Origin of the sequence: Wukongibacter baidiensis, from assembly GCF_050888315.1 — a bacterium.
GTDB lineage: Bacteria > Bacillota > Clostridia > Peptostreptococcales > Caminicellaceae > Wukongibacter > Wukongibacter baidiensis.
The window spans coordinates 624916-644182 of sequence record NZ_CP138202.1; the positions used below are offsets into that span (position 1 = coordinate 624916).

Consider the following 19267-nt stretch of genomic DNA (forward strand, 5'->3'; position numbering starts at 1 on the left):
TTCCCCCAGCTTATCTCTTTACGGATATATTCCCAATCTTCTTTAAGATATTTACCCTTGACTTTTTACTATCATCATAATCAATCTTAACGCTTAAACGTAGATTAGACTTGTTAATTAGGGCCATATTCACGCCACTATTATCATCTTTACTATTTCTTTCATGGGATATTATATTAAGCTTCAACTCTTTGCCATTTGGCTTAAATTCTACCCTATTCCCATCATAATCCTCAGGGTAGCTATCGGATTTAGTTTTATATTTGTAATAGTACTTATCTCCCTCTTGTAGTATCTGAAACTCTACATCCTCAAAGCTTGGATTATCGGCGTATACATAACTCCTCATTGCCGTATCCTTTGTCTTTCCAATAATTATTGTTGGTAAGTCTGATGTAATTGGCTTCACAGTCATAATGAAGTCATATCTTTCTCTACTGGCAGTTTTAGAATCATTATTATCTGTTCCAACATATCCACTAAAGGGGTTGAATGGATTTTCTCTCCCATATTCATCCTCAATATCCCACTTCAAATAACTTTCATCTTGATCACTAGGTTTTAGTTTCCTTACAGCATAGAAGTCTAAAAGGATATTCCCCACCATAGGTCCCTCTTCTGGGTTTGATAAGCTGAGATTTTTAACAATAATCTTCTTGTCCAAGGCTTCTACGCTTTTTATAAAGGCTATTATATTTTCATATTTTCCTTCAAAGTTAATAGTAGCAGTCATTGTCTCCAGCTGAGTCTTCAAATCCTCTTCCGATGAATTACTATTCTCTTTATTTTCATTACTTTTTTCTCCAGAATCCTTTTCACTATTGCTTGAAACATTGAACTCACCATGGTACTCTTCTACTAGTTGCTTAAGATGATACATCTGATTACCATCTTCCATTTTTCTTGTTTCTATCCGGTTTATTTCTTCATTGGTGAATCCAATACTTGAAACTTTAATATTAGCTTTTTCAGCCATCTCATCTATTATTGTAATGTACTTTTCTTGTATAATCCTTGGAAATAACCTTTGACTACCATAGATTATTTTTGAATTCATAATTTTAAAGTCTTTATGTATTTTATTATTTGGCGAGACAGCAATCTTTGCTTTCTGAGCCTTCTTGCTATAATCCTCAACCTCTGCCTTCAATTCTTTAATCCTAACTAGCTGTGGCGCCAAAATAAACTTATAGTAACCTACTATCAATATCAATACACCTAAGGATAGTAGTAAGATTTTTTCACGTTTAGTTAGCTTCATTTTTACTCACGTCCTTAAATGTAAATATCATAGTAAACATGTAATTATCACTATCTTCGGATTCTTGGTTAATGGAAGTAACATGTACCTTATTAAATATATCTAGTTTTTTCAAATTATGTTCAAACTCAGCTATAGGTAATCGCTTTTTAGATATCCCCTGCAATTGCATTCCCTCATAGCTTAGTATCATATTCCTTATAAACAAGTCCTTAGGAATTGTAGCAGATATCTCTTCCATAAGACCGCTTTTTACAACATCTATGCTATCTATGTTTATATTGATTTCTTCTAGAGTAGTATAGTATTTCTCCATTATGGCAATATCTTTTTTCTTTTTTTCAACCTCTTTTAACTTTTCAGTTACTTCCTGTGAATTTAAATATTCTTTTAGATTCATTGCATCCTTTTCAAGTTCCTTAGCTTTCAAAAAATTTATGTAATTGAAACTTCCTAAACCAACTACAATTAACGCTAAGATAACTCCATAAATTGCATATTTATATTGTGAAGTCTTTTTTGTTTCAATAAAGGATGAAAAAAAATTGAAATCCTTCATTATAAGCCACCTACCTTCTCATAATACCTGCCACGGCATTTAAGTAATAATCTAAGTCCATAGCTTCTAGTTTCTTTGCTAATTTTATGTTGCTGATTTCTTCAACCCTAAAGGTAGGTATATTCAACATGGTATTAAAGAATTTCGCTATACCTTTAATTTTTGAGTTTCCTCCGTATATGTATATCTCATCAATTTTATTTCCCATATTTCTACTTGTGTAGTATTTAAATATCCTCTGTATTTCTTCTATCCATGTGTCAATGTTTGATCTTATAAGCTCATTTATCATGTCATATGATGATAGGTCGCTTTTAAAGTTTTCAAGATCAACGTGTTCGATTTTCTTTTCTTCTGCTTCATTTACAGCAAGATTGAAGGAGTTGGCTATATTGATATTGATATTCTTACCACCCTTTGGAATAATCCTACTGAATCTTTGAACTCCTCTATCGATTATAATTAGGTTTATATGAGAATGACCTAAATCTATAACTGCAACAGTCTTATCTAAACTGGATCTTTCACCATTCAAATTTACCTTTCCGTCAAATATCTTTGAAATCGCATTATCATGAATATCAAGGGCAACGGGCTGTAGCTTTAGGTTACTTAGCAACTTCAGATAGTCGACAGACATCTTCTTTGGCAGTATAGCGGCAAGTATCCTTACTTTTTTAACAGCTTCATCAAAAAATTCTTCTATAATCTTAAATTCAATCAGATGGTCCTCAATTATAATCGGAAGATACTGCTGTATTTCAAAGTGTACTAAATTTTTAAGTTCCTTCGGTTTAGCACTCGGAACTACAATCTCCCTGGTAATAACAGATGAGCTTGATATAGTACATATAGCCTTCTTAGCCTTTATTTTCTCAGCAACTAGTAGTTCCCTTACAGCCTTCTCTATCTTCTCTAGCATAACTAGTTCCCCATCCTGATAGGAATTTGCAGGAGTAGGAATCTTGTATAGTTTTTCAACTAGGATCGCCTTCTTTAATTGTTTACCAACTACAATTTTTATATCTGATGTTCCTATATCTATTGATAATACTCTTTTTGAATACAAGTCTTTCACCTCTTTCTACAGCCACATTCCTATATACATCTGTATCAACTGATCACCATATAGCATCGTAACAACAGCAGCAATGGCGATAAATGGTCCAAAGGGAATATAATCCTTTCTTCCTTTTATTTTAGAAGCTAGTAGAATCACCGATACTATTGCTCCTATAACAAAGGATAATAAAGATATAAGGAGTATATCTCGCCATCCTAGGCAAAGGCCTAGAGCTCCCATGAGCTTAATATCTCCACCACCCATAGCTCCTTTTGTGGCTATTGCTATGACTAAAAATAGTCCTCCACCAATAAATAGACCTATAGTACTATTTACAAGGCTAGTCCTATTAAGGTTTAATATAATAAAGACAATACCTATACTTAGGCAAAATATATTCAGTCGGTCTGGTATAATTTGATATTTAAAGTCTATAAAAGAAATCACAATTAAGAGACTCGACAAAATAGCGTACTTAAAAAAGTATACTGTTAAACCAAATTTTAAATATATTAATACATAAATAAAACCATTTAAAAATTCAACAATTGGATACTGCGGGGAAATCCCCTCCCCACAGTATCTGCATTTTCCTCTTCCTATTATGTAGCTTAATATTGGTATTAAATCTAATGGTTTCAATCTATTTTCACACTTCGGGCAGTGTGAAGGTGGATATGAGATTGACTTTCCTTTAGGTATGCGGTATATGCATACGTTTAAGAAGGAACCCATTGATAAGCTTATTGCTAAAACTAGATATTCCAACACTTATCGCTCCTAGTATTATGGTTTTGTTACATTAACATCTCCATCAGTTTCAATTTCTATTGAGGTAATACCTGATGGCCATTCATCTAAATAATCGTTCCAATCAGATTTACCATCAGTTGCACTCCAGGTAGTATCACTACTTGGATATCCATTCGCTGCAACCCACATAGCTGCTGCACTTCTTACTAGTCTTTCATGTGCATCAGTTTGTAGATCCACAGCATCATCCCTAAACCCACCTATCCTTGGTATAGCAATTGCAACTAAAATACCTATAATTGCAATAACAACAACAAGTTCAACTAATGTGAAACCGTTCCTATTTCTAAGTCTCTTATGAATTTCTTTAAACATAATGTTCCCTCCCTAATTTTTCATATAAATTGTTCCTAATGTTAATCTAATCAAATATTCTTTACTTTATTGCCCCCCTTCTTTTGCCTATATAGATTTGCAACCTAAGTTTTGCAATCACATATCTATATTCAACTTAAAGATTAACTGTATTTATCATATCAAACATCGGAAGCACCATAGCAATAACTATTGCTCCAATGATGACTGCCATAAAAACTATCATAAGTGGTTCTAACATTGTTACCATCTTATGCATAGCAACCTCAACCTCTTCATCATAAAAGTTTGCTGTTTTGTCAAGTATTTCATCTAGTGATCCAGATTCCTCGCCGATTTTTATCATTGACACAACCATGGGAGGAAAAAACCCTATTCTATCAATTGGTGTTGCTAGTTCAATTCCCTTCTTAACCTCTTCCTTAACATCTAAAAGTCCTTTTTCAACAATCTTATTTTGAACTATCTTTGATACAATCTCTATTGCCTGTATTAAAGGAATGCCACTGACTAATAAAGTAGACATAGTCCTTGTAAATCTTGAAGTTACAACCCTTTGCGTTGTTCCTTTTACCACCGGAATTTTCATTTTGATATGATCAATAAAGAAACTTCCTCTATCTGTTGCCATATATTTCTTTATACCATAAATGCCCATAAACAAAACAAGTATCAATAGGTACCAAACCTTTTTCATCATATTACTTATAATCAGTAGTATTTTGGTCGGCAGTGGAAGCTCTACTCCACTAGTGGTAAACATACCTACAAATGTTGGCATTACAAATGTTAAAAGGAATACTACTACCAAGACAGATACTGTACTTAAGATTATTGGGTAGATCATAGCCCCCTTGACTTTATTTTGTATCTTGTTTTCCTTTTCAAAGTGAACTGCCATCCTCTCCATAATGACATCTAGGGTACCACTTACCTCACCTGCCTCAACCATGTGAATCAATAAATCCGGGAAAGTACTTCTTTGATTCTTTAATGCCTCGGAAAACGTCAGTCCTTTTTGTACCTCTTCATATACTTCTTCCAGTACCTTCTTAAGCTTTTTATTATCGGTTTGAAACCTCAATATATCAAGACATTTTATTAGTGAAACCCCTGCATTAAGCATCACATGGAATTGTCGACAAAACACTGCTATATCCTTTGTCTTTACCCTTCCAAATATCTTAACTCCAATTTCTGTCCCCTTAACAACCTCTTCCACCTTTAGAGGGTATAGATTCTTTTCCTTAAGCATAATTAAAACATGATTCTTACTTTCAGCTTCATAATTCCCCTTTAACTTCTCCCCAGTGCTCCTTAAAGCTTCATATTTAAATTCGGGCATGCGTTCCCCCCTTCGGTTTATTCCAGATTCTATTTTTCTTTAAAATGAACATTGATTAACTGTTATAGTAAATAAAGCAATATCAATTTTACAGACCTATACACCCATGTATCTATCTATCATATTTCTGTCAACTGCATAGGAAGTTGCTGTTTCCATTGATATATTTCCTCTTCTTACAAGTTCACTTATCGAGCTGTCCATGGTCTTCATACCAAACTTTGATCCAGTTTGAACCAAGCTTTGGATCTGATGGGTTTTTCCTTCCCTTATGAGATTTCTTATTGCAGTTGTACCAACCATTACTTCCATTGCTGCTATTCTGCCACCTTCATCATGCCTCGGTAATAGTTGCTGAGATATAACCCCTTCTAAAACCGTTGATAGCTGTATCCTTATCTGCTGTTGCTGGTAGGGTGGAAAGACATCTATTATTCTGTCTATTGTCTTTGCAGAGCCTATTGTATGTAATGTAGATAATACAAGATGTCCTGTTTCTGCAGCCGTTATTGCAATGGATATAGTCTCTAAATCCCTCATCTCTCCTACCAATATTACATCTGGATCCTGTCTCAATGCCGATCTCAGGGCATTTGAAAAGCTTCCTGAGTCATTACCAATTTCCCTCTGATTCACTATGCTCTTGTTATGTTTGTGAAGATATTCTATTGGATCCTCTAGGGTTAATATGTGACAGCTTCTATCGTGATTTATAAAATCTATCATAGATGCCAGTGTAGTGGACTTTCCACTTCCCGTTGGCCCGGTAACCAGTACGAGTCCACGCTTTTTAAGAGCAAGTTCCCTTACTACCGGCGGCAATCCAAGTTCCTCCATAGATGGTATTCTCAGTGCTACGATCCTTATTGCAATCCCATAGCTTCCCCTTTGTCTATAGGCATTTACTCTAAATCTTCCTAGGCTACGCTGAGAATAAGATACATCTATCTCTCCCTTTTCCTCTAAGACCTTCAGCTGTTTTTCATTTAAAAGTTGTTTTATCAATACCTCTGTATCCTCGGGCTTCAATGGAGTATCCCCAAGCTTTCTTAAATCTCCAAATACCCTCATAATCGGCGGTATTCCTACGGTCAAATGTAGATCAGAAGCTCTAAACTCATTGGATTTTCTTAAAAGATCATCTAAATTCATTCTATACCTCCTAATCTAAACTATAGGTTACTCTAAACAGTTCTTCGATTGTAGTGACTCCCTCCAGTACAAGTTCCCTACAATTATCTCTAAGATTGCTTGTCCCATGTTTTCTTGCTGTTTCCCGGAGTTTGTCAACACTTTCGCTTCTGTCTATCTGCATACGCAATTCCTTTACTATTGGCATTACTTCATGGATAGCAATTCTACCCTTATAGCCAGTGTTGTTACAATGTATGCATCCCTTACCTCTGTATATTTCAACACCTTCGTTAACTTCTAAAGCCTTCTTTTCCATTTCGTTTGGAGTGTATTTCTCTTTGCAGTCATTACATATCTTACGTACCAGACGCTGTGCTACTACCCCTACCACTGATGAAGATACTAAGTATGGTTCGATTCCCATATCAGTAAGCCTTGCAACGGTAGCTGCAGTATTGTTTGTATGCATGGTACTCAAAACAAGATGGCCTGTAATAGCTGCCCTAACAGCTATCTTCGCTGTTTCACTATCTCTTATCTCCCCAATCATTATGATATCAGGGTCTTGTCTCAATATAGACCTTAGTGCATTTGCAAAGGCCAGCCCTGCCTTTACATTTACAGCGACTTGATTTATACCATTTAATCGATACTCAACGGGATCTTCTACTGTTATAATATTTCTGTCGACTCTATTAAGCTCTCTAAGCAAAGTATATAGCGTCGTTGTTTTACCACTTCCAGTTGGTCCAGTAACCAAAATAATTCCATTTGGATTTTGTACAATATTATCTAAAAGCCCTAAATTGTACTTAGTAAAACCAAGCTGACTTTTTGACATTAAAAAACTGCTTCTATCTAAAAGTCTGATTACTATCTTTTCCCCATAAACCGTTGGAAGTGATGATATACGAAGATCTATATCCCTTCCGTCAATATTGGTTTCAACCCTTCCATCCTGTGGAAGTCTTCTCTCGGCTATATTCATCTTTCCCATGATCTTTATTCTAGTCACTATGGCCGAGTGGGTAGATTTTGCTGGAGTCATTATTTCCTGAAGGTCGCCATCTATTCTAAACCTAACCCTGATGGTGTTTTCAAAGGGCTCAATATGTATATCACTTGCCTTTGACTTTACCGCCTGCTTTATAATAGAGTTGACCAGTCTAACCACAGGAGCATTATTTATTTCATAGAGTATCTCATCATCTAAGGTCTCTATATCATCAACCTTATATTGTCTCTTGAAATCCTCTATGGCCTTTTCAGCATTTTGCTTCCCATAATACTCATCAATAGCGCCCTCTATATCTCGCTTACTTGAGATAATAGGCTCAACTTCTAGACCTGTTGCAATCTTAACGTCATCGATGGCAAAAATGTTTAATGGATCTGACATTGCTACCCTAAGAAGTCTTCCTTTTTTGCTTACCGGTATCAATAAATGTCTTCTTGCAAGATCTTCATTTATTAAGTTTGGAATTTCAGGGTCAATATAGTGCTTTTCTAAATTCATGTGAGGAATACCTAGTTGAAACTCCAAGACCTCAATAATTTGTTCCTCAGTAACAAATCCACTAGATGTTAAAACCTCTCCCAATTTTTCACCTGAAGATTTTTGAATACCAAGGGCCTGGCTAAGCTGATCCGACGTTATTATACCGGCATCGATCAATAAATCTCCTAGTCTTTTTCTATTTCTCATATAATCACCTATACTATTCTTTATCCAAAACTGTAAAATACGGATACAAAAAGCTAACTATAAAACTAGTCTTATAGTTAGCCGGTTACGCCACTACATCAACATAGCATGAGGCGTCCATATTTAGCTATGTATCTTCTGTTTCCTATTAAATGCTTATTTAATTTTTTAAATACATAATTAATTCAAATAAGCATTGTAATTAATTACTATTCTAGCTAAATTTAATATTACCTTCTAATTTTTAGTAATTTCTTATTTTTTTCTTAATTTTTTCTCGAGATTTCAGAAAAAAAATAGGGAAAATTCCCCTACACATCTGTTATTTCCACTACTTTCCATGACATGTCTTACCATATTATGAATTTTACCACAGTTTTTTTATCTTGTTAGATAAATTTTCCCAATTGCATAAATTTCGGAGTGAAATATTAAAATTTAAGAGTGAAATGAAAATGACTTTAACGATGTCTAAGAATTAGAAGTTATAATCATATTTTTTTTACTTATGAATATTATATTTAAACGTAGTATATTTAACAAAAGAAAGGATGATCGTAATTGAAGACATGCGACTTCATTTCCAAGTGTTCATATATCAATGAAACAGTAAGGTATGAAAAATCATATACAGATGCATTGAAATCTAATTTTTGCAAGTTTTATTTCAGAAACTGTGCCATTTGGAAAATAGCTGAAAAGAATGGACTAGATAGTGTTCCAAAAAATCTTTTGCCCTTCCAACACAAAATTGTTAACAGGGTTTTGTAGAGCAAAATGTATTTGATAGCTTCTTTGCTTAAGATTCTCTTTTGGTTTATCGGTTTGAATAGGGAAATTTATTTCTTAATTAGTTTTAAAAAAAATAGAAATCTCGGGAAAATGCATCGTTTGCATTCTTCCGAGATTTTTTATAACACATATGAAATTAAATACTTTTTTATTCTTCATATCCACACCGTGGACAACTTTTACATCAGCCACCTCTTCTTACCATTTCTTCTCCGCAAATTGGACAATCCATTATGTTTCTCCTTTCGCTTTAACCTAAATCTTAGTTAACTCTAAATTATGTAGCAATCTATATTTACCCTATTAAACTTTTTTGTAACATACAATTATTTCCTGTCATAAACTATTTTATAAGTGCTATACCTTTTCTTTTAACACATTGAAGTTTTATAGAATATTATGTTATTGAGCAGAGTTACATTTAGAAATCTTTGGGAGGTGAATTAATGTCTGATAATTTGTTTAATGGATTACTTGGTGGCATGGGTAAAGACAATAATTTGTTACTTTTACTAGTAATACTCTTTCTATTCGGTGGCGGTGGCAATCTATTTGGAGATCTTGGAAATCTTGGAAACTTTGGTGGACCAACGGGTGGTGGTTGAGCTTAAAGCCATTTAAACTTGGTAAGTTTAAAAAATTGATATATATATATCTTTAAGTCAGGAGTCAAATACTTAATTCTAACGAGGCTAATCTATTCATGTTAATATAAATTAAGAAATAAAGATAGAGACCTGAGGCTTTTCTCAGTTCTCTATCTTTATATTCTTGTCGAAAATTTATTTTTTCTAGTAATTAAACTTAAAAATCGTCACACATTCTGCAATTGTCCATATATATGTATTGAAATAGGATAGGTAGTATAAGTATCCAATTTTATGCCTATGCCGATTTACAATTATATATAAAGGAGGATTTTTTTCAATGGCTGTTCGACATTATGTCTTATTAGCTACTGATGGTTTCATTGATGTTCCAAAGGATGCCGAAGTATGTACTACTAATAGAGAATCGATCTACGCTTGGGGATTTATTGGTGGTCTTTTAGAAGTAGATGGTAACATAGTAAAGGAGAATGAATACCTCGACTGGAGAAAACCTAAAAACTGGAAAAAACTTATGGATTTGAGGGGTACTGCAACAATTCCTTCTCCAATAATTTGGGCTGATGTTGGAGATAGACTTTATATTACCCTTATAAATCTAGGTATGAAGTACCGTCCTGATCTTCCAGACTTCCATACCGTTCATTTACACGGTGCCCATGTTGCTACTCAACTAGATGGATTTCCTGAAACTTCTTGGGGCGTTCCTATGTGGATGGGAGCTGACGATGGAGGCAAACTTGAAAAGCCGCCTGCAGCGACATATTATTTTAATCCAGAGCATCCTGGAACTCTAATGTATCACTGCCATATAGAAGCTTCAGAGCATGTTCAGATGGGTATGTATGGTGCACTCATTATATATCCATCCGTTAAAAGTTTGAAAAAAGCTGGTATTACTCAACACTGGGATGGTCGCTGGTTCTTAGGTGATAGATACTTGCGTAATATCCCGAAAACTGCTACCCATAGAAATTTTGCCTACAACAACATACACACATACTTTGATGAAGAAAACATTATGCTTTTATCAGATATCGATTCAGTATGGCATAGCAGTGTTCTAAAAAACCAAGACTTTAATGCGGTAAACTTTAAACCTGATTACTGGCTTGTTAACGGAAGGGCTTTCCCAGATACATTGTTACCTCATCCTTTGACACCTAGTATGGATAGTGATCCTAATCTTACACAGATTAATTATGAATCCTATGTTCATGTAAAAACTAACGATAAATTTCTTTTAAGGATGATTAACTTGGGTTACCAAGTTGTTCCATGGCATATCCATGGATGGCATTTTACTCAAATAGGAAAAGATCAACATTTAAGTCCATTCATAGCTCAAGCTGCAAAGAGAATTCGATTAAATAATAAATTTGTAACTAGAGGCTTTACTGCTACTATAGGCTCGGGAGAGACTTATGATTTACTTTTGACAGCAGATAGCAAACTACCTCAATATAGAAACTATATAGTTAATGGTCAAGATGGTTTTCAGTCTCTATGTAAGCAGATGAGAGAATTACAAAAAATCGACAGTGAGGCTATATTCAATATACCTACTGACCCAGTGAAGTGTCCTGACCCTGACACTGTAAACTATGTTGATATCTGTATGCAGTGTCAAAGCTGTGGAGATAATGATAAGTTCTTCCCACAATTTTATCCAATGCATAACCACGATGATTACAAAGTAACAAACAATGGAGTGTATCCAGGAGGCCAATTAACCTATATTCAAACAGACGCCCCTTCGTCATGTGATCATCATGAAGATTTTGATGTAGATGAATATGATGAGGAAATTTATCAAGACGAATACGATGAAAATACTCAAGACTATAATGTTCAAATTCAGCAAACTCAGAATGAACTATCACAGATTTCTCAGAAAAAAATTGATATAGATATAGATGAACTAGATACTCTTTTAGAAGATTCAATTGAATCTGTAATATCCGATTCTTTTCTAAAGGATTTAGAAAATCTTTAAGCAACTCAAAACTTTTTCTTAAAAATTTAACCTCTAGAAAATAGTTTTATCTCATAAAAGTTTTTTATAGTTCCAGTCTCAAGGTGTTTCAAAATGAACGAAATTCCAATTTTTAAAATTCGTCATTGTGGAGCACCTTATTCCTATTTAGATGTTTTTTATGTTGCTATTGTTCTTTATTATTTTTTATATTATTTTAATTTTTTTAGCGTTATACTTTAACAAATTACTATGCTCCGGAATATTATACTAATGAGCCAAAATGATTTTTTAATTCTTGGAGGTGAACATATGTCTGATAATTTTTTGAATGGATTACTTGGTGGTTTAGGAGGAAAAGATGGTAATAATCTTTTGCTACTAGTCCTCCTCCTTTTCTTGTTTAGTAATGGTAACATATTAGGTGACCTCTTTGGTGGTCAAACTGAACCCGAACCTCCAGGCCGACGCCGACCATATTAGTTGAATGCGGAGTGAGATATTAGATATCTCTTTTACTATTTCCATAGTATACTCAAAAAAGGACAGTCTTTGATGTAAGTACATTACGTAAGCTGTCCATTTTTTGCATTAAAATCATCTCATTCATTGAAAGTTCAAAAATAATTCCGGATTATACATGAAAAGTTTGAAAGGGTACAAGTAATTTAGAATTTCTCATGAATAATCCGGAATAATTATATGTTTTTAGTTTTCTTATGAGCAATCTTACTTTGAACCTTTACATGCAATATTATAACAATAACTTAATTTTCTTTTTCCTCAATATAGATGTTATCCATATTAAAATCGGAAAGACTATTTGAAATACAAATGAAAAGTATAGTAATGATGTGTCACCATATTCATATAATTCCATAACACTTCCAAATTCAAAATAGGTTAGATTAATTGCCAATAAAGTAATCACAGTTACAGCAAACTTATAATCATTACACTCAAATATTTTTGCAATCCCCTTACATGCTGCCATTAAGAAAATACTTATTTTGATAAATGCTCCCAGTGTTAGTATTATTCCAGCCACTATTTCTATTCTTTGTATTACTTTTCCTACACTTATCCTTGAAATGGTTATATATGTTGGATAGTATGCACTTGCACTTGCTCCTACCCCTAATACTAGGAGATTAGTTAATGAGATAACAAATAATATTACACTACCTATCAAGAAACCTTTTATATAAACTATAGAATTTTTTTTCTTTAGTACATTTGGAAAAATCATCATAAAAACTATTAGCTGACCGAAAGGAAATCCAATAGACTTAAATATTCCCTCTATAACTGGTTTTATTCCCTTCTCTAATACAGGAAGAATATTTACTATACTCATATTTGGAAGTTCGAGACAAATCGATATTGTCATTAATATTATAAACATAACTGTCCAAAGTCGAGCACACCTCCCCGTGACTTCAATTCCCTTTTTTACTATCCATCCACATAAAATCAAAATTCCTATCTCAATTACTATCACCTTTGTCTCAGCTAATGACACTGTCACAACGAAACTACTATAGTTTCTTGTTACTAAGGCTACTTCATCAAAAAAGTACCATGTATACAAAATCATTATTATTTTTCCCAGAAATTTACCAAAGCACATCATTATTATGTCGTACAAGTCCTTGTTTGGAAAATTCCGATGAAAATATTCGTACATCAACATAATAGGAATCATCAAAATTACTGCTGTTATTATGGCTATCCACGTATCCTTCCCCGCAGCCATTCCTGTTATTTCAATTGAAGATGTGCCTATTATAAACATGATAAGAAGTGCTATCCCTTGTTTCTCCGAAACAACTTCTTTGTTCACTATTACTTCCTCCTAGGGTTTTCAAGATTGCATCATTTCATTTACATAAAGGCTACCATCACTTTGGAGCTCTGCATAGATAACATTCTCTACGGAGTCTATCCCAAGTACCCGCAACTGACATTGTAACCATTCTTCGCTAAGCTCAAATTCCTTCATGTTCTTTTCTACTATTTTGCCATCGAGAATAACAGAAAGAGGCACAAACTTACGTATGTTTACTGGTATTTTCATATCTCTTTTATTTACTAGCTCTTCTTCGGGCTTTTTTAAAACACTTAGTTGTCCATTGGGCTCTAAGATTGCATAGTCTACTTCTCTGATAGAGAAAACATTCTTATTTCGTAGAAGCATCTTTAAATCACCTATATTTAGTTTTAAAGAATCTAGGGACTCCTCTATAATTCTCCCTTTCTTTATAACAATAGTAGGTTCCCCATCAACTATTGCTCTAACCTTTGATGATTTCAGACTTATATATTCAAATATAAATACAAAAAGCGACCAAGACACTAGACCAACAACTGCATCCATAACTTTAACATTTCGATAAACAACCATATCTCCTGCCATGTTCCCAATGGAGATTCCTGTAATATATGTAAGATAGGTCAGCTGGCCTAATTGTTTCTTTCCCACAAATCTCGTTATAAGTAGCAGTATTGAAAAACCTAGCAGTGCTTTTAGGGGCACTAATATAGTCGAGTTCATATGTCCCTCCAATAATTAGTATTACAACTATTAAAAGTCATAAAAAAACCTTGTTACACAGATTTTTTCATTTAAAACTAGTATTTGATTTAGGAGAAAAAATATTACAGTTCTATTGATACTAAACATAATGGAGTTTTTTTTTACTATTAATATGTCAATATAAGTAAATATGTTTTGCTTTTTGTACATTATTCCCCTTAAATAATTCTTAATTTTCTGATATAATAATATAGATTAAACTTTCTCTATATTGCTGACCTTCTTAGAGTGCCATCTAAGAGGGTCCTTTTTTTATGAAAATTAATAAGACCCTAATTACTTAGGATCTTCCTTTAAATTGTTGAATGCTTTTTTAAGCTTACTTAAAGCTTTTTTTTCTATTCTTGAAACGTAAGAACGAGATATGCCTAACAGCTTTGCAATCTCTCTTTGAGTTTTACAGCCTCCATTGGCCAAGCCATATCTTAACTCAATAACTGTTTTCTCACGATTTTTCAAGACATTTGTCATTTTTCTGTATAAGTTTTTAACCTGCATTTTTAATTCTACTTCATCAATTACAGAATCACAATCGGTACCTAAAATATCTATAAGTGATATTTCATTCCCATCAACAGTTTATCGACAATATATCTGTATCTTCCTATTTAAAGGGAAATGAGTATAATGAATAAATGTGAGTCCTAGTAAAGCCTAATTTTTCTGCTAGAGATCTAGATGCCAGATTACTTTCCATACACTCCCAATATGGTTTCAAATTGTTCCTTATACAATTCTCTACAAAGGCTTCAGTAGTAGCTTGAGATAAACCTTTCCTTCGAAAATCTTTTTGAGTCTCAATTCCCATGGTATGGGTATCTTCATGTACGAAATTGCATAAACAATAGTTAACAACCTTATCCTCAGCAATAATGCAATATCCAAATGACTTCTCTAAATAATCTTCATATGAATCCCACCATCGTTCAATCTCGGAAGAAAGAAACTCCAAGTTCTTTATATTTGGATCATTAAACATTTCTTCATTAAATTCTCTGAGAATAAAGCCCTCATCTAGCTTCCTTCTATCATCAAAATCCCACACTGCAGATTCAAGCTTATATATATACTGCCTCGACTTACTTAATTCTCTGTTTTTAAACATCTCTTCAAGGACAGGATCCCACTTCCCAGTTTCTCCACTAAATTCAAATCTATTTAGACCTTCCTTAATAGCCCTTGGTTCAATTTCTTTATCTATAAAGTCATTAATATAATTGTTAAATTGTGTATTATTACTTTCTCCAACAAAATAAAAACCCTGAATTCCCCTGGACCAAATCATAGCATTCCGTGGTGATTCTACCCGATCTACAAAAATCCATCCTGGGTTTATCCCATCGATGACTGCTTTTATTTCAATATTGTCCATGGTATTGTCTAACAAACTATGTATAGAATAATACCTATCTTTACTTAACTCATATATCATATTCTCCATCCCCCATCAGTCTAAAACTCTACCTTGTCAAAAGTCACATATCCAACCTCCATATACTATTATATAACATAATACTATTTCTTCATCATTAATTTTTTAGCACTAAAAAGCACTTTTTTCAAATGCCTCAAATGAATTGAACTTAATACATTTACTTTTTTTACAGTTATTTTTAATTGTCATCTCACGCACAGGTAACTTTGATACAAGCAGCCCTCATAGTCCAACGTTATAAATAACGTTACTCGTAATATATATATATAAAGCACATTTTTTTCAATTTCAGTATTAAACCCAAATTATTCATGATTAATTTGGGTTTAAGAAGTAAATGTACTCAATTCCTTAAATTAATTTGTTTGTATCTATTAGTTTAATTAGGAAAAAGGGAGTGATTCATATTAAAAAGCATTTAACCTTCATAATAATTTTATTAACCTTTCCACTTTGGTATATACTACTTGAGTATTTTCATTTAGACAATTTTCAGCGTACAACTGTTTCTATTTCTCTTATCATTATTATTGCACTAAGACGAATTAGAGAAAAGGTCTTTGGATTATTTGATATAGTAATTATTTCCTTAGTAGTCATTACTCAGGTCTGCATTATTATCTGGCCATACATTGTAAATAATTTTTTCTAAATGTTTTCAACCTATAAGTTTAAACATTACTTCCTTATGCAACTACAAAGTTCTTCATTGCTTTGTAATATAGAAAGTGTGATAGAGGGACTAAGACATACTATGGGAAACCTAGCTTCAAGCATGTCTGTCCCCCGTATTATTTTTGTCAAGTCATATATAGAGAGTTCTAAGTAAATCTTAATTTATACATATTAAAATAGCCGATGGTTCTAGGGATTTTTGATGTGTATAAATTAAAGCCTTGACTGTAATCTCTATAGATAGATTTACATTCTAATAGTTTAGGAGATTAGTCCTTTTTACAAATATCTATTTATTAATACTTTTCAAGACAAATTTCACGGCAAAGCCGTTGAAAATTCCCGATTTCCTGGGCAATACATTCAAATATTTCCGCTTTGAAAAATCTGCCCATTAATAGGTTCTTGAATAGCTAATGAGTCAAAAATTTCTCAGTGACTATTTGAGTAAGCTAAGCTTCTCAATCATACATCTATATATCATAACCTTAACGATATCTCTAGTTGTCATGATTTATCATGCCTAAATATATACTTTCTAGTTTATTTGCAAACTTATTTTCCATATCAGGTATTTCCATATTCTTTTCTTTACATAAGTCTTCTATCTTCCTACTCCAGTATCTTCTCGTATCATACTCAGCTTCCCAAATATTGTCGCTCACCTTTAAAGATCCTCCTTTCTTATATGGTTTATCACTTTAAGCCATTTAACGTTCCTTATTAATTCACTAATAGTATGTCCATTGAAAATTCTTTTAACAAAGTCTTTAATAAAGATTCTCACGGAAATTATAAAGTTATCCTAGGCTTCAAAAGTTTATAATTTCCTATGTGTTAAAAATCAAATTTAGTTTCCTAACCCCTATCTACCTCGGTTTTCTCAATATGTCATATATGTTTAAAAAATTATAATAAAATCTGAATACTTTTCCTTATATCTGTTAATACTCTTAATGAAACATCAAAGAGAATAAAAAAGATGTAATTTTAGTCCCCCTTTAATGCATCTTGATTATTCTCTTTTTTCATTTCAAATTTTTCTTTACTTTTTTCAGCTATTTGTTAAACATCTTGTTACGTCCTATCTTCCCATTTCTATAAATCGCATCAAATCCTAGGTTATTATCGGTAAATACTTTTTACACCTATACTGGATTTTTATTCCATATACATATATAATATAATAAAACTTACAGTATTTAATCTCGATAAATATATTTTTCATTTTTCCTATCAATATCTAGGAGGATTTTTCATGACTAATAGTAATATTGAATATAGAAGCGATGAATTATACAATTCTATCGGCGGCTGGTTAATACCTTTTGGTATAATCCTTACACTATCTGTTTTTCTTAATATATTCTCACTTGTTACCTACTTTAAAAACTGGTATGTTCCTGAGTTTTGGAATATGTTATCTGAAATACTACCGAATGATTCTTCATATTTTAGAAATTCTTTTTTCATTGTATTCTCACTAAAATCCTTAATTTTTCTGTTTCAAGTATCTGCTTTGATAGCTTTTTTTATAAAGTCAAAAAAAACACCTATGTTAATTATCAGTTTACAAATCGTCTCTATAGCTGCAGTAGCTATATTCTATTTTCATAATTTCCTAAGTGATGTAGATTTACCATACCAAGGAACCATCTTAGTTTGGCTATACCCTCTACTCAAGATTATTGTTATCTCTTCAGTCATAGCATATTTTTCTATGTCAAAACGTGTTAAAGGGACCTTTGTTCGTTAACATTCTAAAATAATGTAAAGGTATTATCTTCTTAAGATGCCTCTAAAAAGCTCTTATTAAAGATAATACCTTTTCTATTTAACACGTATTCTATATAAAGTTGCTCTAGAATTTAAATTGATTTTTTTTATAAACGACAACAACTTTTTACATAATTCTCAATAATTGTTTAGTATACTTATAGCATTATCTTAAAATTTCTATTTCTTATACATTCAGAGAATCAAAGGAGGGAAAAAACATGAGAAAAAATACTTTATACAAAGAAAACATCGCTCGATACAGTCCTTTGATTGGTATTTTAAGTTTTCTTATCATTTATATACTCAAAATCGTGTCCAGATAATACATGGCACGATTTTTGTTTTTCTATCCTTTCACTAGGTCCTATTTTAAATCTAGCTCAAATTCGTAGTCTAGTTTCCTAAGTATAGATTTAATATTATTCAATTGTTTTTCTAAATCTTCCTTGATTTTTCGTCTTGTACAGCTTATTTCCCTATCATCTGATTCAATCTTTTCATCCAGTTCATCTTCAGAATAATCCATATAATATTTTAAACGTTTTTCTTTCCTTATAAGTTCCTTCTTTAAACTAACAATCAAAGTCTTCTTTTCATTATTAGATATTTCTATTGTTAGTTTGATCATACCCTTAGTCCTCCATTCTGCTAAATATCATAACTTAAAAAGCTACTTTCTTTTACGTTTAATTAATATTTTATTAATACCCAGTTAACATTTGTTCGTTACAATATAATTAACCTCAAACTGCTCATGAATAATCTGGGTTAACGTTGCCCCTCGATAAAATTTATATATATGGCTTCTGCTTTTTAGCAGGAGCCAGTTGTGATTTTTGCCAGGTTTCAAAGTCTTACTGCGCTACTTACGTTTTAGCTTGTCCTATGCCAAAGGACTGCTTCGTCCTTCATCCCTTGCCCTATTGATTTCCTTCTTTCTTCATTATATCCTTCCATATCTCCCAACCGACTCTGTGGTGCTCCTCAAGTATCTTATCAATTTCTTCCGGGGTCTTTGGCCCAGGAGCAACTACATGAACTATAGTATTCTCAAAATAGTATGTAGCATCATAGACCTCATTTCTATTAGTTAACTTAGTTTTCATATTGTCTACCCCCTTTGTGTAATCCTATGAAACATCTAGTTTGTACTATTCATAGGTATATAACAATTTTAAAACCGGCATAAAATAGTTGCCACTTCAAACAACT

Annotated in this window: 18 protein-coding genes and 1 pseudogene; 4 read left to right on the forward strand and 15 right to left on the reverse strand. The window is 32.7% G+C overall.

Annotation, left to right across the window (positions count from 1 at the left end; genetic code table 11):
- Positions 1-10 precede the first annotated feature (10 nt).
- The 8 genes from R9X47_RS03090 to R9X47_RS03125 form a co-directional block, all read right to left on the reverse strand.
- Positions 11-1261, reverse strand: a complete 1251-nt coding sequence (locus R9X47_RS03090) for a hypothetical protein (RefSeq protein WP_432665234.1) — start codon at positions 1259-1261, stop codon at positions 11-13.
- Positions 1248-1820: a PilN domain-containing protein gene (locus R9X47_RS03095; RefSeq protein ID WP_432665235.1), complete on the reverse strand. Its 573-nt coding sequence runs from the start codon at positions 1818-1820 to the stop codon at positions 1248-1250. Before R9X47_RS03095 ends, R9X47_RS03090 begins: the two co-directional genes overlap by 14 nt.
- A 10-nt stretch (positions 1821-1830) precedes the next feature.
- A complete protein-coding gene (pilM, locus tag R9X47_RS03100; RefSeq protein WP_432665236.1) occupies positions 1831-2889 on the reverse strand; it encodes a type IV pilus assembly protein PilM in 1059 nt (352 codons plus the stop codon).
- 15 nt (positions 2890-2904) lie between these two features.
- Positions 2905-3651 carry a prepilin peptidase gene (locus R9X47_RS03105; protein ID WP_432665237.1) on the reverse strand — a complete coding sequence of 249 codons (747 nt, stop codon included), beginning with the start codon at positions 3649-3651 and terminating at the stop codon, positions 2905-2907.
- Positions 3652-3669: 18 nt separating this feature from the next.
- Entirely contained in the window at positions 3670-4011 is a 342-nt protein-coding gene (locus R9X47_RS03110; protein ID WP_432665238.1) for a type II secretion system protein, read from the reverse strand.
- Between the two features lie 136 nt (positions 4012-4147).
- Entirely contained in the window at positions 4148-5356 is a 1209-nt protein-coding gene (locus tag R9X47_RS03115; protein WP_432665239.1) for a type II secretion system F family protein, read from the reverse strand.
- Positions 5357-5452: 96 nt separating this feature from the next.
- Positions 5453-6508 carry a type IV pilus twitching motility protein PilT gene (locus R9X47_RS03120; protein ID WP_432665240.1) on the reverse strand — a complete coding sequence of 352 codons (1056 nt, stop codon included), beginning with the start codon at positions 6506-6508 and terminating at the stop codon, positions 5453-5455.
- A gap of 10 nt (positions 6509-6518) precedes the next feature.
- Positions 6519-8195 carry a GspE/PulE family protein gene (locus tag R9X47_RS03125; RefSeq protein WP_432665241.1) on the reverse strand — a complete coding sequence of 559 codons (1677 nt, stop codon included), beginning with the start codon at positions 8193-8195 and terminating at the stop codon, positions 6519-6521.
- A 1238-nt stretch (positions 8196-9433) separates the two neighbouring features.
- Between R9X47_RS03125 and R9X47_RS03130 the strand changes: the two genes are divergently transcribed.
- The 3 genes from R9X47_RS03130 to R9X47_RS03140 all read left to right on the forward strand — a co-directional run bounded on the left by R9X47_RS03130 (position 9434) and on the right by R9X47_RS03140 (position 12053).
- Positions 9434-9592, forward strand: coding sequence for a hypothetical protein (locus R9X47_RS03130; RefSeq protein WP_432665243.1), 159 nt, complete (start codon positions 9434-9436; stop codon positions 9590-9592).
- Positions 9593-9914: 322 nt separating this feature from the next.
- Complete coding sequence (locus tag R9X47_RS03135; protein WP_432665244.1) at positions 9915-11591, forward strand: multicopper oxidase domain-containing protein; 1677 nt, start codon at positions 9915-9917, stop codon at positions 11589-11591.
- A 291-nt stretch (positions 11592-11882) separates the two neighbouring features.
- Positions 11883-12053, forward strand: a complete 171-nt coding sequence (locus R9X47_RS03140) for a hypothetical protein (RefSeq protein ID WP_432665245.1) — start codon at positions 11883-11885, stop codon at positions 12051-12053.
- Between the two features lie 271 nt (positions 12054-12324).
- On the opposite strand, the gene R9X47_RS03145 is transcribed toward R9X47_RS03140, so the two are convergent.
- The 5 genes and pseudogenes from R9X47_RS03145 to R9X47_RS03165 all read right to left on the reverse strand — a co-directional run bounded on the left by R9X47_RS03145 (position 12325) and on the right by R9X47_RS03165 (position 16941).
- Positions 12325-13413: a GerAB/ArcD/ProY family transporter gene (locus R9X47_RS03145; RefSeq protein WP_432665246.1), complete on the reverse strand. Its 1089-nt coding sequence runs from the start codon at positions 13411-13413 to the stop codon at positions 12325-12327.
- Positions 13414-13434: 21 nt separating this feature from the next.
- Positions 13435-14124, reverse strand: coding sequence for a YetF domain-containing protein (locus tag R9X47_RS03150; protein WP_432665247.1), 690 nt, complete (start codon positions 14122-14124; stop codon positions 13435-13437).
- Positions 14125-14442: 318 nt separating this feature from the next.
- Positions 14443-14739: pseudogene (locus R9X47_RS03155) on the reverse strand (sigma-70 family RNA polymerase sigma factor); the annotation flags it as partial.
- A 31-nt stretch (positions 14740-14770) separates the two neighbouring features.
- Complete coding sequence (locus R9X47_RS03160; RefSeq protein WP_432665248.1) at positions 14771-15598, reverse strand: GNAT family N-acetyltransferase; 828 nt, start codon at positions 15596-15598, stop codon at positions 14771-14773.
- A 1178-nt stretch (positions 15599-16776) separates the two neighbouring features.
- A complete protein-coding gene (locus R9X47_RS03165; protein ID WP_432665249.1) occupies positions 16777-16941 on the reverse strand; it encodes a hypothetical protein in 165 nt (54 codons plus the stop codon).
- Between the two features lie 593 nt (positions 16942-17534).
- On the opposite strand from R9X47_RS03165, the gene R9X47_RS03170 reads away from it, so the two are divergent.
- Entirely contained in the window at positions 17535-18032 is a 498-nt protein-coding gene (locus R9X47_RS03170) for a DUF2569 family protein (RefSeq protein WP_432665250.1), read from the forward strand.
- A 387-nt stretch (positions 18033-18419) separates the two neighbouring features.
- Here R9X47_RS03170 and R9X47_RS03175 read toward each other — a convergent pair whose 3' ends face one another.
- A complete protein-coding gene (locus tag R9X47_RS03175) occupies positions 18420-18683 on the reverse strand; it encodes a hypothetical protein (RefSeq protein WP_432665252.1) in 264 nt (87 codons plus the stop codon).
- Positions 18684-18975: 292 nt separating this feature from the next.
- Positions 18976-19161: a hypothetical protein gene (locus tag R9X47_RS03180; protein WP_432665253.1), complete on the reverse strand. Its 186-nt coding sequence runs from the start codon at positions 19159-19161 to the stop codon at positions 18976-18978.
- Positions 19162-19267 lie beyond the last annotated feature (106 nt).

Bases quoted from the DNA above. Each gene is read 5' to 3' on its own strand.
- R9X47_RS03175 (WP_432665252.1), bottom strand. From the start codon at position 18,683: ATGATCAAACTAACAATAGAAATATCTAATAATGAAAAGAAGACTTTG.
- R9X47_RS03090 (WP_432665234.1), bottom strand. From the start codon at position 1,261: ATGAAGCTAACTAAACGTGAAAAAATCTTACTACTATCCTTAGGTGTA.
- R9X47_RS03125 (WP_432665241.1), bottom strand. From the start codon at position 8,195: ATGAGAAATAGAAAAAGACTAGGAGATTTATTGATCGATGCCGGTATA.
- R9X47_RS03135 (WP_432665244.1), top strand. From the start codon at position 9,915: ATGGCTGTTCGACATTATGTCTTATTAGCTACTGATGGTTTCATTGAT.
- R9X47_RS03130 (WP_432665243.1), top strand. From the start codon at position 9,434: ATGTCTGATAATTTGTTTAATGGATTACTTGGTGGCATGGGTAAAGAC.
- R9X47_RS03140 (WP_432665245.1), top strand. From the start codon at position 11,883: ATGTCTGATAATTTTTTGAATGGATTACTTGGTGGTTTAGGAGGAAAA.
- R9X47_RS03120 (WP_432665240.1), bottom strand. From the start codon at position 6,508: ATGAATTTAGATGATCTTTTAAGAAAATCCAATGAGTTTAGAGCTTCT.
- R9X47_RS03115 (WP_432665239.1), bottom strand. From the start codon at position 5,356: ATGCCCGAATTTAAATATGAAGCTTTAAGGAGCACTGGGGAGAAGTTA.
- R9X47_RS03150 (WP_432665247.1), bottom strand. From the start codon at position 14,124: ATGAACTCGACTATATTAGTGCCCCTAAAAGCACTGCTAGGTTTTTCA.
- R9X47_RS03095 (WP_432665235.1), bottom strand. From the start codon at position 1,820: ATGAAGGATTTCAATTTTTTTTCATCCTTTATTGAAACAAAAAAGACT.
- R9X47_RS03110 (WP_432665238.1), bottom strand. From the start codon at position 4,011: ATGTTTAAAGAAATTCATAAGAGACTTAGAAATAGGAACGGTTTCACA.
- R9X47_RS03170 (WP_432665250.1), top strand. From the start codon at position 17,535: ATGACTAATAGTAATATTGAATATAGAAGCGATGAATTATACAATTCT.
- R9X47_RS03160 (WP_432665248.1), bottom strand. From the start codon at position 15,598: ATGATATATGAGTTAAGTAAAGATAGGTATTATTCTATACATAGTTTG.
- R9X47_RS03180 (WP_432665253.1), bottom strand. From the start codon at position 19,161: ATGAAAACTAAGTTAACTAATAGAAATGAGGTCTATGATGCTACATAC.